This is a genomic window from Prosthecobacter sp., assembly GCF_020439865.1.
GTDB lineage: Bacteria > Verrucomicrobiota > Verrucomicrobiia > Verrucomicrobiales > Verrucomicrobiaceae > Prosthecobacter.
The window spans coordinates 1-13,489 of the sequence record NZ_JAGRPF010000031.1 but is presented as its reverse complement, the minus strand read 5'-3'; the positions used below and the strand labels follow the sequence as shown (position 1 = coordinate 13,489).

Here is a 13,489-nt window from a genome sequence, read left to right as displayed (position 1 = left end):
TCTGAAAAAAACTTTTACCGCCCTGCTGCCGCCTCGGTTTCCAGCGCCTGTTCGGCTTGTTGCAGCCGTTTTTTTGCCAGGGGAAGCGCTCTGGCGGTGAGCTGGGGCTGCTCCGCGCCTTTCTTTTCGAAGGCATCGATGGCTTGCTTGAGATGGGGGACGGCCTCGGACGGACGTTGTTGGCGCAGCAATACCGCTCCGAGGTTGGAGATGTCCGCGTACCGCTGCAGATCATCCGGTTCGTGCTGTTCCATCAGCGGGATGAGTTCGCGCAGGACCGTCTCCGCACGCGAATACTGCTGGAGCATCCGCAAAGCGTAGGAGAGTTCACGTAGAACACCATTTGCGGCGGAGGGCAGACGGTCATCCGGCCCACGGATGCGGGAGATCCACCCTTCTCCGAGCGACACCGCGTCGGTGTAATGCTTCATCTCGCTCTGCACAAACTGACAGCATTCGACGCGGTAGAGCGTGAAGGAATGAGACGGGCCGAGCCGAAGGTCACAAACCTTCACCGCCTCCTCCACCAACGCGAGCCGGGCTTGTTTGTCGTCTTTATCAGACAGTGTCGCCGAGAGGGTGGCCAGGCATTCCCGAGCATACATGTTATCGGGACCGACGGAGTTCCAGTAAATGTCCAGGGCCTTGCGACCAGTCTCCACCGCCTCGTCCAGCAGTCCGGCCTCGCGACAATGAGATGCATGTCGGCCAAAGGTGCGCGCAGTCATCACATGCCGGTCTCCGAGCGCCTCCAGGACTTTGCGGTTGTTGACCCGGCCGAGCTCGAGCGCCGCCTCGTGTTTTCCAGCGAGAAAGACCGCCTTCTCGTGTTCGAGCCGGCAAAGAGCCTGGTGCGCGAGAGGATATGACGCATTGCCCTCTGTCTCATGACAAACGGCGGCCAGCAGGGGCTCTGCATCCTTCGCCTCCCCCCGGAGGTTGAGATTCTTCCCCACAGTGAACTGTGTGAACAGGGTCTGGCGATGCGTGGGACCCAAATGTTCGAGCTGCCATGCGAGGACGGTGCGCAGTTCGCTCAGTGATTCGTCGGACTGGTTCTCCATGACCGCCCGCTGTCCGGCTACACAGTAGCGCATGTCCCACACCATCGGGTCGTCCGGTCCCAGCACCGGCTCCACCAAGGCCAGCGCCTGCCGGTAGTTCTCCAGGCACTGGGCGTGGGGAAACATGATGGCGGTCTCGGCCAGCATCTGCGCTTTGCGCACCGGATCGCCTTTGAACTCCGTGATGCGCCTGAGCATCTCCTGTTTCATCTGCTCGGGGTCGATGTCACTGCCCGTGCGTCGTTCATCCAGGTCCTTGACCGTGGCCAGGATGATTTGAGAAACCGTGTTCGCCTCCATCTTCTCCCTGAGTGCAATCGCTTCAGCCGCCTTCGCGTTCAGCATCTGCCATACCGATACCACCGTGCCCACCATCAGAGACAGTGATGTGCCCAGAACGGCAAACGCAGCGGCTTTGTTCCTCGAGGCGAGCTTCCAAAGCCGCTCGAATGATCCCACGGATCGGGACTGGATCGGCACTCCCTCCAAAAAGCGGTCCAACTCCTCGGTGAGGAAGCCCGCGCTCGACAGACGTCGTGCCGGCTGCTTCTCCAAGCAGCGCAAAATCAGCGTCGCCAAATCCGGGTGCACCCGCTGAAGCGACGCTGCCGCCACGGCTTCCGGCTTCACAGTGTCTGTCTTGGGACCGGAACGCTGAGTCACTTTTCCAGACGAACTGATCTCCGGCTCTTCCTGCGTGATGCGCCTCATCACCTCCACCGCGCTACCGCCTTGGAACGGCAGCTTGTCTGTCAGCATCTGATACAGCATCACCCCCAGCGCCCACACATCACTCGCCGTCGTCACTTCCTTCGACTTCCCTGCCGCCTGCTCCGGACTCATGTAATGCGGTGTCCCCACGTACGCGTTGCTGCGCGTCAGCTGAAACTCCGCATCCAGCACCTTCGCCAGCCCAAAGTCCGAGAGCATCGGCCTGCCCGACACATCCAGCAAAATGTTCGCAGGCTTCAAGTCGCGATGCAGCACGCCGTGATCATGCGCATGCTGCACCGCACGTGCGATCCGGCTCATCAACGTCGCCGCCTCACGGTCCGGCATCACACCACGCTTCTTGATCCGCTCCGCCAGCGACCCGCCCTCCGCCAGCCGCATCGTGTAGTACGGCATCCCTCCCTCCTCGCCGCTCTCGTAGATCGGCACGATGTCCGGATGATCCAACTGCGCGATGGCCTGCGTCTCCGCCTTGAAGCGGCCGGCTTCATCACGTGTGGCGAAAATCGCGTTGCGAATGACCTTCAGCGCCACCACGCGCCGCAGCTTCACATCTTCAGCTTCGTAAACGATGCCCATGCCGCCGCTGGCGATCTCTCGCACCAGCCGGTAACCGGCAAACTCACACGGCAGGCTCAGGACACGCGCCGGTGCCGCAGCACCTGCCGACTGCGATTCCTGCTCCGCCTCCAGTCCCTCATTGAGCAGGCACGCCAGGCAGATGCCGTCGGCCTCCAGTCTGGCGGAGCAGACAGGACAGGCTTGCGGTTCTTGAGGAACGACGTTCATGGACGTTGGGAAATCTCATGCCGCCGAAAGCAGACCCACCATGTAACGCAGTTCGTCATCGACCTCGTCGTCACTGGAGACAACGCTCCGAACCTCCTCGCGCAGCAGCATGCCAAACCGTCGCCGCAGATCCGTCGCCGCTTTCCGCACGGCTCCATGTGTCATACCAAAGCGGTGTGCGAGCGCCTCCCAATCCGGTCCCGCCGCATCTGTGGCAAAGGTCCGCTGCCGCAATTCCAATAGAAACTCGCTGCGCTCACGTTGGGCTATTTCCGCCTCCAGCCGCTGCAGGGCGCCGTCCACCATCGCGCGCGCCCAGCGGTGATCGTAGGCCCAGTCGGGCGATTTCCCCCCGACCAGGGCGGGTTCTTCGATCCGGGAATCCATTTCATCAATCGGCAGCGCGGGCGCCTCGCCGCCACGTTTCGCGGCACGGGATTTTTTGTGCTCGTTGGCGAGCCAGTTCGTGAAACAACGCAGGAGGAAACTGCGGAACCGCACTTCGCCACGCTGCACGTTTCTCAGCATCTCGTGAGAAAGCAGGTGCTCAAAAAAACCTTGAACCGCATCCGCTGCCGCATCGTGGTCCATGCCACGCTGACGCGCGAAGACATAAAGCGGGCGCCAGTAGGCCCTGGCCAGCCGTTCCAGTCCATGTAGCGCCTCATCCTCTTCCTTCGCCGCCTGAATCATCGACCACATCGTGACTGGAAACAACCCGCTGTTGACAGCAGGTTGCGCGGCCGAAGGCCGGTGATGAGCAAGACTCGGGAAGACTTGTTCCATGGATCGGGAAGCCTGAAAAATAATCGCGAACGAAGCAGACTAAACGTGCATTTTGTAAATAACACGCAAGAAGCAGACCGCTTTCACTACATCCGCACTCTGTGACCGACCTCGTCCAAATCGACAAAACCCATCTCTGGCATCCCTTCACACCGATGCAGCCTTGGTGTGCGCCAGATCACCAGCCACTGATGCTGGTGGAGGGCTATGGTTGCGTGCTGAAGGATCAGTTCGGCCGGGAGTACCTCGACGGCAACGCCTCGATCTGGACGAACATCCACGGTCACTGCCATCCGACGATCAACGCGGCAATCACCGAGCAGCTCGGCAAAGTCGCACATACCTCGTTTCTCGGCTTCACCCACGAACCGGCGATCCGGCTGGCGAAGGAACTCGTTGACCTGGTCCCGGGCGACAAAATCACTCGGGCGTTTTTTACCGACAACGGTTCCACGGCCATCGAGTCCGCCGTGCGCATGGCCTTGCAGTTCTGGAAGCAGAACGGCCGACCGCAGCTTGACACGCTGATCGCCTTTGATCGTGCGTATCACGGCGACACGCTCGGCGCGGCGAGTCTTGGCGGCATTCCGCTCTTCAAAGGCAGCGGCAATGATTTTGGCTACCGCGTCCTCACGGTCACAAATCTCGATGAATTGAACGCGCTGGCAGCGGAGGAGCGAAACCGCATCGCAGCGGTGATCATTGAGCCGTTGATTCAAGGCGCCGCCGGCATGCGCTTGTGGCCGCAGGACATGCTGAAGACGCTGAATGCATGGTGCGAAGAGCAGGACGTGTTTTTGATCCTCGACGAAGTGATGACCGGCTTTGGCCGAACGGGAAAGATGTTCGCCTGCGAACACGAAGGCGTCGTTCCCGATTTTCTCTGCCTCGCGAAGGGGATCACCGGCGGCTATCTGCCGTTTGCGGCCACGTTGACGACGGAACGGGTGTTCGGGGGCTTCCTCGGTGATCCAAGCGAAGGGCGCACGTTTTTCTACGGTCACAGCTACGCAGGAAGCCAGCTCGGATGCGCCGCCGCACTGGCGAGTCTTCGTGTGTTTCGCGAAGAACGTGTGCTCGAACAGCTCCCGGCGAAAATCGTGAGATTGCGCGATCGCATGAGCGATCTGCCGGGGTTCCGTCAGTGCGGTATGATCGCTGCGATCACGGTGGATTCCCCCGATCTAAGCACAGGGGCCAAGGTTTGTCTGGCCGCACGAGAACACGGCCTTCTCACACGCCCCATTGGAAACACGATCGTTCTCATGCCACCCCTTTGCGTCACGCCGGACGAAATCGACCGAATGGTGACGGCGCTAAAGGCCGCCTTGAACGACGTCTGCGGCGGATCGGCAGTTACTGCAGGGCTGAGATGATCCGATAAAACACGTAACCCAGCAACGCCGTTGCCGGAATGGTCATGATCCATGCCCAAACAATGCGTTCCACGAGCGACCAGCGGACCGAATTCCAACGTTTTGCGGCGCCGACGCCCATGATCGAGGTCGTGATGATGTGCGTGGTGGAAACCGGCATGCCCATCGCCCCGGTGGCGACCAAAATGGACGCGGCTGTGGTTTCAGCGGCAAACCCATGGACGGGTTTCATTTTCACCATCTTGTGCCCCAGCGTCTTGATGATGCGCCAGCCACCCGCCCAAGTGCCAGCCGCCATGACGAGGGCACAGCTCACCTTGACCCAGGGCACCACGTCCTTGGTGGGGGTGACAAGGAAACTCATCCACGCCGGAACATGCTCAAACACGCCGGCCTCGGTGGCGGTAAAGAGTGTCAGAGCGATGACGCCCATCGTTTTCTGCGCGTCCGCCAGACCGTGGCCGAAACCCATGTAACCGGCGCTTGCGAGTTGAAGCTTCGAGAACACCGAGTTGATGGTGCGGGGGCGCCAGTTGCGGATCAGCCAGAACAGGAACCCCATGAACAGCCAGCCGGCAATGATGCCGATGATGGGAGAGGAGATCATCGGAATGATCACCTTGTGAAGCAGGCCGTCCATACCCACCACCGCACCGGTTTTGGCGTCGATCTTTTCCTTGGACCAGATGAGCACGTCCCATTTTCCACCGGCTGAAGCAATCGTGGCGCCGCAAAGACCGCCAACGAGTGCGTGAGTGGAGCTGCTGGGCATGCCGAACCACCACGTGAGAAGATTCCAAATGATGCCGCCCAGCATCGCGCAAAAAATGGTGAGAGTGGAAACGAAATTGGTGTCCACCATGCCACTGCCAATCGTCTTGGCCACGGCCGTGCCGCAGAAGGCTCCGACCAGATTGGTCGAAGCTGCGAGCAGAAGCGCCTGCCTGGGCGTCAGCACCTTGGTGGATACGACGGTGGCAATGGCGTTGGCCGTGTCGTGAAAGCCGTTGATGTACTCGAAGGTATAAACCACGAGCAAAACCACGAGGAGCAGGATGAGCGCGGAGGTCATGATGTCTTCCGCCCCGCTCTAGGAGTTTTTCAGCACGATACTGGCGACTACGTTTCCAGCGTCCCGGCAGCGGTCCACGACCTTTTCCATCAGGTCGTAGAGGTCTTTGAGGATCACGACCTGCACACCGTCCTTCTCGTTGGAGTAAAGCTCGCGCAGACAATCGAGAATGAGCTTGTCAGCCTCCCCCTCCACCTGCTGGATCTTTTCATTGAGGCTCTTCACCCGCTCCAGATGCAGTTTCTTGCGCAACTCCACAATCATCGTGACGACGACTTCGGCAGCGGTGTCCATCAGCTTGATATGACGGGAGAAGTCGATTTTTTCGAGCCTCTGAGGGCAGATGGCGACACGCTCCGCGATCTTTTCGACGGTTTTGGGGATCTTGTAGAGGGCATTCGCCAGCGCTTCGATGTCCTCCCGCTCCAGTTCCGTGACGAACGTGCGGCACAGCGCCTCGTCGATCTGCTGGGTGATCTTCTTATCTTCTCGACGCGTGGCGGAGAAGGCCTCGAGTCCTGGGGAAGAACCGACTGGCTGCGACAGCAGCTGGCTCAGGGCCTGAACACTCTGCCGTGCCTGGGAGGAACTCGCCTCCAGCAGGTCGAAGAACACATCGGTTTTGCCAAAGAGCTTTTGAAAGGAGATCATGGAGGGAGTCCGCCTGTGTGACGGGCCCGCCAGTAAGAGCGAGGGCGGCAGGGGCTGTCAAGACAACCGGACGCCGCCAATGTGACGAATTGGTAGCATTCACTCAAAGGATGGATCGGGACAAAAAACAAAAACACCCATCAGCGAAAGACACGCTGATGGGTGTTGGCTTGAAATGCTGCGCTCAAAAGCGCAAAAAACTAGCTGCTGGCGACGGCGTCCGCGCCACGCTCGCCGGTGCGGATGCGGATTGCGTCCAGCACGGCGCTGACGAAGACTTTGCCATCTCCGATCTTGCCTGTGTTGGCCGCCTTCACAATGGCGTCAACCACGGTGTCGGCACGACTGTCGTCCACGACGACTTCAATCTTCACCTTCGGGAGGAAATCGACGGTGTATTCACTGCCACGGTAGATCTCGGTATGGCCTTTTTGGCGGCCAAATCCTTTGACCTCCACGACGGTCATGCCTTCGACTCCGACTTCGGAAAGGGCTTCTTTAACGTCCTCCAGTTTGAACGGTTTGATGATCGCTTCGACTTTTTTCATGGTTAACAGCAATTAGAAGTGTGGTTTCACAAATTGCAACGATCAGAACCGCGGGAAGATGATTTTCCTGGCCCAACCTTTTGCAATGGAGTGGTAAAGCCGGAAGCGTGCCAACTTCTGCCGTGAATTCCCTGATCAGCCAAAAACTGTGTTTGTCTCATGGAGACTGCATTGCAAACCGATGTGCTTTCGATTACCTCGGCCCATGCTCCGTCCCGCCGCTCTTCTGGCTCCCCTCCTCCTTTCCCTTACATCTACGGCTGTGGCCCAAGATGAAAACGCGGTGGAGTTGAAACTTCATTGGGAACCGGGTCACACTTATGTTCAGGAATCCGACACCGACACAACGAATTTCCTGACGGCGCTCGGCAAAACCAGCGACCAGAAGCTGCGCCTGCATCAGACCACCTCCATCAAGGTGGAAGCCAAGCCCACAGGCCAGACTGAGGCCCGGGTGCTGATCGAATCTCTCCTCGGTGAAATGACCTTTGAGGGCAAAAGCTACGTCTTCGATTCGAAGAACCCGGGCTCCTCCCATCCTCATCTTCAACAGACTCTCGGTGGGTCGGCGGGCAAAAGCTTCACTCTTGTCTATGACCAAAAGGGCAATTACCTCGACGCCAAAAACACCGAATCCATGGTCTCGGGCGGCGCAGAACCAGATCTGTCCTCCATCGCCACCGCCCGCCAGCTCGCCGCCCTCTATCGACGCTCCCTCGAAATGGGACTGCCGAAAATCCCCGTGCACCCAGGGGACAAGTGGATCTCGGACGAAGTCGTCGTCTTCCCCCAGGCCGGGACCGTCCAAGTAAAGCTCAACGCCAAGTTCGACGGCATCGTCGATCGCGAAGGCCGTCGCCAGGCCCAGATCGCCTTTGATGGAACCATGAAATCCAAGCCCGACAAGGACAGCACCGGCCGTGAGCTCGACACAAGCCGCCCCGTCACTCTGGGGGACGACTCGAAGGTCAATGGACACGTCTTCTTCGACCTCGAGCGCAAAACCATCTCACTCGCAGTCTTTTCCGCCACCATTCAGCTCAAGGTTGAAGGCAAGCCCATGCCCGTGCGCCAGCAGGTTACAACCCGGCTCATTTCCATGAAGCCAACCGCCGCCCCTTGACCTCCAAAAGCCGTCTTTGTCACTCATCCCGATGTGTCGGCGTCGGCTTGCCGGGACGAAAGTGCTCTTCGTGGTCAAGCGTTGCGTGGAGTCCAAAAAACTGAGCGGCGGTTTGATCGAGGCCGGCTTTCACGGCTTCCATGAGCGAGGCCGGATCGGCCTCGGCACGCAAATTCACGATCAACTGGCCGCCGGTGGTCGGCTCGTCGAGTTCCATGCCGAGCTCAGCCACGTAGTCGCTGCGCACGAGATTGATGCTCGCGAGTTCACCCGCGATGCCGTCATCGGGGCTGAAGGTCATCTTGAAGTGGGCGATCTCGACACCGGCGAGCTGCAAACGGCCCTGCACATTCGTGGCGAGCTTTTTGAGGAACTCGTTTGCTTCGAATTCGTCATCGGACTTCAGCGTCACCGTCGCATTCAGCCAGCCGAGCAGCGCCTCGCCATCGGCATAGACTTCGTAATCGACCGCCATTGGGTTTCGTCGCGCCTGTTCATCGGTCATGAGACTGCCGAAGAGTTCTTCGAGGCCCGTTTCCTGTCGCGGCGAAGCTGAGACGACCTTCGCGAGCGGAAACTCCTTCGTCAAAACAGCCTGCAGTTCCTCGCGCTGCGCATCGTCGATGAGATCGCTTTTGCTGATGACGATGATGTCAGCCTCCTCCAGCTGCTTCTTGAAAATGTAGGCCACTTTGGTCGAAAAGGTGCCGCCATCGTCGAGACCGAATACACGTCGCGCCCGAATCGGATCCACCAGCACACTCAGCGGCGCGATCGTGAAGGCGTCGCCATACATGCGACGCAGCGGGTACGTCACCGTGGCGACAAGGTCCGTGCAGCTTCCCACCGGCTCGGCGATGAAGACATCCGGCTTCGAGGCGTTCGTAAGCTTGCTCGCGGCATCCACGAGCGTGTTGAAGCGGCAGCAGAAGCAGCCGCCCGCGATTTCCTCCGTCGCGTAGCCCTGGCCGCGCAGCAACTTCGTGTCCACCAGCCCGCCCGCCTGATCATTCGTGATGAGGCCCACCTTCAGCCCCTGATCGGTCAAATGCCGCGCCAACCGGCCAACAGTGGTGGTTTTGCCGGCTCCGAGGAAGCCGCCGATCATAATGTAGCGTGCGCGTTGGGACATTCAGTTTTGTATTTGCCAGATCTGGCAAATAAACAAGCGCCAATCGCCTTTCTTGCACAAAAATCCTCCGCGCTGTATTCCGTCGGCATGCCCGGACGCACAACATTCGACTGCCTCAGCGCCATGCGCGCCTTGGGCGAGCCGACCCGGCTGCGCCTCGTGCGCCAGCTCATCGCCGGAGCGAAGCCGGTGACCGAGCTGTGCGAAACACTCAGCGTCACACCCTACAACGTCTCCAAGCACCTCCGCGTCCTCAAAGAGGCCGGTCTGCTCGAAGTCGAAAAGCAGGGCCAGCAACGCATCTACGACCTCGCGGCAACATTTCGCCAAAAGCTCTCCAACAACTCCAAAACGCTCGATCTCGGCTGCTGCCAGTTCCATTTCGACAAGCTGCCGGAGTAACGTGAGCACAAGATCTTCATCGCAAATGCGAGTTCACCACTTTGATCGAAATTGGACGCGAACGCATGTTAGAGGAGGCCTCGGGCCATTGCCCCAAGTGCTCACAGTTCGTGTCGGTGAACTGAGAGCGCGGTGAACGGTCAGCAAGGGGCCATTTGTGAGGGACGAACAGATCGATGAATTCAAGCGCTGCCCGGAAACGGACCCTCATGTGCGACCAACCTGACACGGACAAGAAACGACCGTCAGTGCCCAAGAGCCGGTTGGAGTTCAGGCTCAGAGTTCTGTAGTATACAGTATGAATATCTCGACTCTCACGTGTTCGAGTCTTGCTGGAGACGCGATTGTCGGCCGTGACGATGTCCGCGTTCCCTTTTCTACGCAGCAAGGATTCGCTCATCCAGCCCTTGAAGATCCCATGCAAGTTTTTCCCCACACCTGCAGCACAGCCCGATGAAGACGAATTCATTCCTAGCCCTTCTCTTCGCAATGGCTGCCTGCCTGGCCAATGCGCAGTCTCCCCAGCCCGGTTATCACGGCCCGCTAAAATATGTGTGTGAGCCCACCGAGCTTGCGGAATGGACCATTGAAGTAAGTTCGCGTCTCGAGAGCAAACAGGCCAACGCATATGGGCCCGGCAATCTCGTCAAAGGCCCCGAAACCGCCTGGGTAGAGGGCGCGAAGGGAAATGGGATCGGGGAACGCATCCGCATCTCGCAGGCAGGAGGCAGTCAAAAGATGAAGTTTCAGAAGATTCTCATCTGGAACGGGTACCAAAAGAGCGCGAAGTCGTTCAACGAGAACGCCCGCGTTCGGGAACTGAGATTAACCTGGCCCGGCGGCACCCATGTGGTCGAATTGCAGGACAAAACAGGGGAACAGTCCATCCGCCTGCCATCGCCGCTCAATGTGCCATGGATTCAGTTCGAAATAGTGAGCGTATATCCTGGCTCCAAGTACCAAGACACCGCACTTTCGGGGCTCTCGCTCAACCTGGAAGAGTTTCAGTATGAGGGGGCGAATGCAGACCCAATCAGCACCACACATCCGGCCCGTTCGACGTGAACAGAATCGCTCGGCACCTTCAGAACTGCCGTTTCCAGCCATGAGCGCTCCTCGCAAAAAGTCCAATGAGGCCAGCACCGCCCTGATTTTCTGGCTCGGCATCGGGTTCGTCGGCTTCGGAACATTTCTTGCCTGGGCCGTGCTAACCGCACCGGAAGGACCGCCTCGGGAACTTCTCTCCGCCACACCGATGCAGCGGCTCGCCCGCATGGTGCCCTACGACATCGCCTCACGCTTCACGCTGGGATTCGCCGGGCTCAGCAGCCTCTTCGGCCTCTTGCTCATCTGCGGAGCAATCGCGGATCTGTTCCGCCGCTGGACTCGTCGCAGAAACTGACCGCAGGCAACGGCTGCGCAAGATGCATGAGGCACCCGCGTTCCCCACTACCCATGCACCGCATTGCTTTCGCACTCCTCATTCTCGGCTCCTCAGCCATCGCGGCCTCCAAACCCAACGTCCTTTTCATCTGCGTCGATGATTTAAAACCGGTGCTCGGCTGCTACGGCGACACGATCGTCAAATCACCCAACATCGACCGCCTTGCACAACGCGGCGTGTTGTTTGAAAAGGCGTTCTGCAACCAGGCCGTGTGCGCGCCGTCACGCAATGCGCTGCTGACAGGTCTGCGTTCGCAAACGCTGGGCATCTACGATCTCGCCACGAATTTCCGCAAGAGTGCGCCGGATGCAGTGACACTACCGCAGCATTTCAAGATGAACGGCTATCGTGTCGAAGGCCTCGGCAAGATCTTCCACGTCGGCCATGGCAACGTAAACGACGAAGCTTCCTGGAGCGTGCCGCATTACAGCCCGAAGACGATCAGCTACGTGCTCAAGGAAAACAATCCGCCCGAATCGACACGCGAGCAGGCGCTATTTGAGAACAAAAAAGAAGCTTGGAAGCTGCCGCGTGGCGCTCCCACAGAGGCCGCGGACGTTCCCGACAACAAGTACGGCGACGGCATGATCGCCGACGAGGCGATCAAACGCCTCGAAGCCGCCAAAGCGAAGCCAGACGAGCCGTTCTTCCTCGCCGTGGGCTTTCTGAAGCCGCATCTGCCCTTCGTGGCTCCGAAAAAGTATTGGGATCTCTACGATCCGTCCGTTTTCAAGCTGCCGGAACTGCAATCACCGCCCGAAGGTGCACCTGAGTTCGCGCCAACGACATGGGGCGAACTGCGGCAGTACAAGGACATGCCGGAGACAGGTCCGCTGACAAGGGAGCAGGCGATTCATCTCATTCACGGTTATCACGCCGCCACGAGCTACATGGACGCGCAGCTCGGCCGTGTGATCGAGGCGCTCGACGCAAACGGCTTCGCCGAAAACACGATCATCGTGCTCTGGGGCGACCACGGCTGGCATCTCGGCGACCATGGCATGTGGTGCAAACACACGAACTACGAGCAGGCCGCGCGCATTCCGGTCGTCGTCGCCGCACCGGGCATCGCAGGCGGCCAGCGCACGAAAGCACTCATCGAATCCTGCGACATCTACCCCACGCTCGCCGAACTCACCGGTCTTCCTGCTCCAAAGCAGGGCGATGGCCGCAGCTTTGCCTCCGTTTTGAAGGATCCGAGCTCCAGCGTGCGCGATCATGCGATTCACGTCTATCCGCGCGGCGGAGGTCTGATCGGCCGTGCCATCCGCACGCAGCGTCATCGCCTCGTCGAATGGAAAAAACCCGGCGACCCTGCGGACTCGGCCATTCTCGAACTCTACGACTACGAAGCCGATCCCGCCGAGACGAAGAACCTCGCATCCTCACAACCCGAAGTCGTCGCCGAACTGCGCAAACTCCTCGCCACACATCCCGAAGCGAAACCGCAGATCAGCAACAAGCCCGAACCGAAAAAAGAGGCCTCCAAAAAACCGAAGGTCGATCGCAACGTCGCCTTCGACAAACGCGACACGAACAAGGACGGCAAGCTGACGATGGAAGAGTTTCTCATCAACCAGCCCGATCCGGACGATGCCCCAAAACGCTTCCCTTTATTCGACAAGGACGGCAACGGCACCCTGAGTCGCGAGGAGTATGTGAAGAGCGGGAAGTAGCCTTACTTCCGTTTCATCTCGTCACGCCGGCCATCCGCATAGGCGGTGAAGACGGCTTTGATCTCATCGCGCACGCGGCGGAAGACGTTGAGGATTTCTTCGTCGGTGCCCGTGGCGTGGGCGGGATCGTCGAAGGGCCAGTGGTGGCGGTTGAGCTGGCCGGGATACATCGGGCAGGCCTGGTCGGCGTTGCCGCAGACGGTGATGACGGTCTCCACGCCGCGATCGAGGAAGTCGTTCATGTGCTTGCTCGTGTGCGCGGAGATGTCGATGCCGATCTCGGCCATCGCCTTGATGCCGAGCGGATGCACGTAGCCGGCAGGCTTCGATCCGGCGCTGGCGACTTCGAGGATGTCTCCCGCGACATGGCGCAGCAGGCCTTCAGCAAGATGTGAGCGGCAGGAATTGCCAGTGCAGAGGATGAGGACGAGGGGTTTGTTCATGAGTCTTTCGGTTCGAGAGCTTTCGCGAGAGGCACGGCGACAAGCGCGCCGAGCACCGTGGCGATGAGATAGATCCAAAGATGTTCGAGATGACCGGAGACGAGCGCCGGGGCCAGCGAACGGGCAGGATTCATCGATGCGCCGCAGATCGGTCCGGCAAACATGGCCTCAAGCGCGATCACACCACCGATGGCGATGCCGGCTGTGATCCCTTTCTCCTTCGCACCCGTCGAGATGCGCAGGATCGTCAG

General features: G+C 59.5%; 14 protein-coding genes. 6 read left to right on the top strand and 8 right to left on the bottom strand.

What is annotated here, in order from left to right:
* Positions 1–14: 14 nt before the first annotated feature.
* Both KDL09_RS02880 and KDL09_RS02875 read right to left on the bottom strand, forming a co-directional pair.
* Positions 15–2,585 (bottom strand): serine/threonine-protein kinase, encoded by a 2,571-nt coding sequence (locus tag KDL09_RS02880; protein WP_294381112.1) that lies wholly within the window; start codon positions 2,583–2,585, stop codon positions 15–17.
* 15 nt (positions 2,586–2,600) lie between these two features.
* Positions 2,601–3,371 carry a hypothetical protein gene (locus KDL09_RS02875; RefSeq protein ID WP_294381110.1) on the bottom strand — a complete coding sequence of 257 codons (771 nt, stop codon included), beginning with the start codon at positions 3,369–3,371 and terminating at the stop codon, positions 2,601–2,603.
* A 101-nt stretch (positions 3,372–3,472) separates the two neighbouring features.
* Here KDL09_RS02875 and bioA point away from each other — a divergent pair, with 101 nt between their 5' ends.
* The gene (gene bioA / locus KDL09_RS02870) at positions 3,473–4,747 is read left to right on the top strand and encodes an adenosylmethionine--8-amino-7-oxononanoate transaminase (protein ID WP_294381108.1); all 1,275 of its coding nucleotides are present in this window, start codon (positions 3,473–3,475) and stop codon (positions 4,745–4,747) included.
* Here the strand turns inward: bioA and KDL09_RS02865 are convergent.
* From KDL09_RS02865 to KDL09_RS02855, 3 genes are all read right to left on the bottom strand, one after another.
* Positions 4,728–5,819, bottom strand: coding sequence for an inorganic phosphate transporter (locus KDL09_RS02865; protein ID WP_294381107.1), 1,092 nt, complete (start codon positions 5,817–5,819; stop codon positions 4,728–4,730). The two genes, bioA and KDL09_RS02865, sit on opposite strands and share 20 nt — an antisense overlap.
* Before the next feature lie 18 nt (positions 5,820–5,837).
* Positions 5,838–6,470 carry a DUF47 family protein gene (locus KDL09_RS02860; protein WP_294381105.1) on the bottom strand — a complete coding sequence of 211 codons (633 nt, stop codon included), beginning with the start codon at positions 6,468–6,470 and terminating at the stop codon, positions 5,838–5,840.
* Between the two features lie 200 nt (positions 6,471–6,670).
* Positions 6,671–7,018 (bottom strand): P-II family nitrogen regulator, encoded by a 348-nt coding sequence (locus KDL09_RS02855; protein ID WP_294381103.1) that lies wholly within the window; start codon positions 7,016–7,018, stop codon positions 6,671–6,673.
* A gap of 205 nt (positions 7,019–7,223) precedes the next feature.
* Here KDL09_RS02855 and KDL09_RS02850 point away from each other — a divergent pair, with 205 nt between their 5' ends.
* Entirely contained in the window at positions 7,224–8,141 is a 918-nt protein-coding gene (locus KDL09_RS02850; protein WP_294381101.1) for a hypothetical protein, read from the top strand.
* Positions 8,142–8,160: 19 nt separating this feature from the next.
* Here the strand turns inward: KDL09_RS02850 and KDL09_RS02845 are convergent, their stop codons facing one another.
* Positions 8,161–9,273, bottom strand: coding sequence for a GTP-binding protein (locus tag KDL09_RS02845; protein ID WP_294381099.1), 1,113 nt, complete (start codon positions 9,271–9,273; stop codon positions 8,161–8,163).
* A gap of 87 nt (positions 9,274–9,360) precedes the next feature.
* On the opposite strand from KDL09_RS02845, the gene KDL09_RS02840 reads away from it, so the two are divergent.
* From KDL09_RS02840 to KDL09_RS02825, 4 genes are all read left to right on the top strand, one after another.
* Positions 9,361–9,675, top strand: a complete 315-nt coding sequence (locus KDL09_RS02840; protein ID WP_294381096.1) for a metalloregulator ArsR/SmtB family transcription factor — start codon at positions 9,361–9,363, stop codon at positions 9,673–9,675.
* Positions 9,676–10,164: 489 nt separating this feature from the next.
* Positions 10,165–10,740, top strand: a complete 576-nt coding sequence (locus KDL09_RS02835) for a hypothetical protein (protein WP_294381094.1) — start codon at positions 10,165–10,167, stop codon at positions 10,738–10,740.
* Positions 10,741–10,780: 40 nt separating this feature from the next.
* A complete protein-coding gene (locus KDL09_RS02830) occupies positions 10,781–11,077 on the top strand; it encodes a hypothetical protein (protein WP_294381092.1) in 297 nt (98 codons plus the stop codon).
* Positions 11,078–11,130: 53 nt separating this feature from the next.
* Positions 11,131–12,795, top strand: a complete 1,665-nt coding sequence (locus tag KDL09_RS02825) for a sulfatase-like hydrolase/transferase (RefSeq protein ID WP_294381091.1) — start codon at positions 11,131–11,133, stop codon at positions 12,793–12,795.
* Positions 12,796–12,797: 2 nt separating this feature from the next.
* On the opposite strand, the gene KDL09_RS02820 is transcribed toward KDL09_RS02825, so the two are convergent.
* Together KDL09_RS02820 and KDL09_RS02815 are read right to left on the bottom strand one after the other, a co-directional pair.
* A complete protein-coding gene (locus tag KDL09_RS02820; RefSeq protein WP_294381087.1) occupies positions 12,798–13,238 on the bottom strand; it encodes an arsenate reductase ArsC in 441 nt (146 codons plus the stop codon).
* Positions 13,235–13,489 (bottom strand): aquaporin (locus KDL09_RS02815; RefSeq protein WP_294381085.1); only part of this gene is annotated, 255 nt, incomplete at its 5' end. The genes KDL09_RS02820 and KDL09_RS02815, both read right to left, overlap by 4 nt.

Excerpts from the sequence above, each read along its gene's own strand:
- KDL09_RS02835 (WP_294381094.1), top strand. The coding sequence starts at position 10,165 with ATGGCTGCCTGCCTGGCCAATGCGCAGTCTCCCCAGCCCGGTTATCAC.
- KDL09_RS02880 (WP_294381112.1), bottom strand. The coding sequence starts at position 2,585 with ATGAACGTCGTTCCTCAAGAACCGCAAGCCTGTCCTGTCTGCTCCGCC.
- KDL09_RS02855 (WP_294381103.1), bottom strand. The coding sequence starts at position 7,018 with ATGAAAAAAGTCGAAGCGATCATCAAACCGTTCAAACTGGAGGACGTT.
- KDL09_RS02830 (WP_294381092.1), top strand. The coding sequence starts at position 10,781 with ATGAGCGCTCCTCGCAAAAAGTCCAATGAGGCCAGCACCGCCCTGATT.
- KDL09_RS02860 (WP_294381105.1), bottom strand. The coding sequence starts at position 6,470 with ATGATCTCCTTTCAAAAGCTCTTTGGCAAAACCGATGTGTTCTTCGAC.
- KDL09_RS02840 (WP_294381096.1), top strand. The coding sequence starts at position 9,361 with ATGCCCGGACGCACAACATTCGACTGCCTCAGCGCCATGCGCGCCTTG.
- KDL09_RS02850 (WP_294381101.1), top strand. The coding sequence starts at position 7,224 with ATGCTCCGTCCCGCCGCTCTTCTGGCTCCCCTCCTCCTTTCCCTTACA.
- KDL09_RS02875 (WP_294381110.1), bottom strand. The coding sequence starts at position 3,371 with ATGGAACAAGTCTTCCCGAGTCTTGCTCATCACCGGCCTTCGGCCGCG.
- KDL09_RS02820 (WP_294381087.1), bottom strand. The coding sequence starts at position 13,238 with ATGAACAAACCCCTCGTCCTCATCCTCTGCACTGGCAATTCCTGCCGC.
- KDL09_RS02865 (WP_294381107.1), bottom strand. The coding sequence starts at position 5,819 with ATGACCTCCGCGCTCATCCTGCTCCTCGTGGTTTTGCTCGTGGTTTAT.
- KDL09_RS02825 (WP_294381091.1), top strand. The coding sequence starts at position 11,131 with ATGCACCGCATTGCTTTCGCACTCCTCATTCTCGGCTCCTCAGCCATC.
- KDL09_RS02845 (WP_294381099.1), bottom strand. The coding sequence starts at position 9,273 with ATGTCCCAACGCGCACGCTACATTATGATCGGCGGCTTCCTCGGAGCC.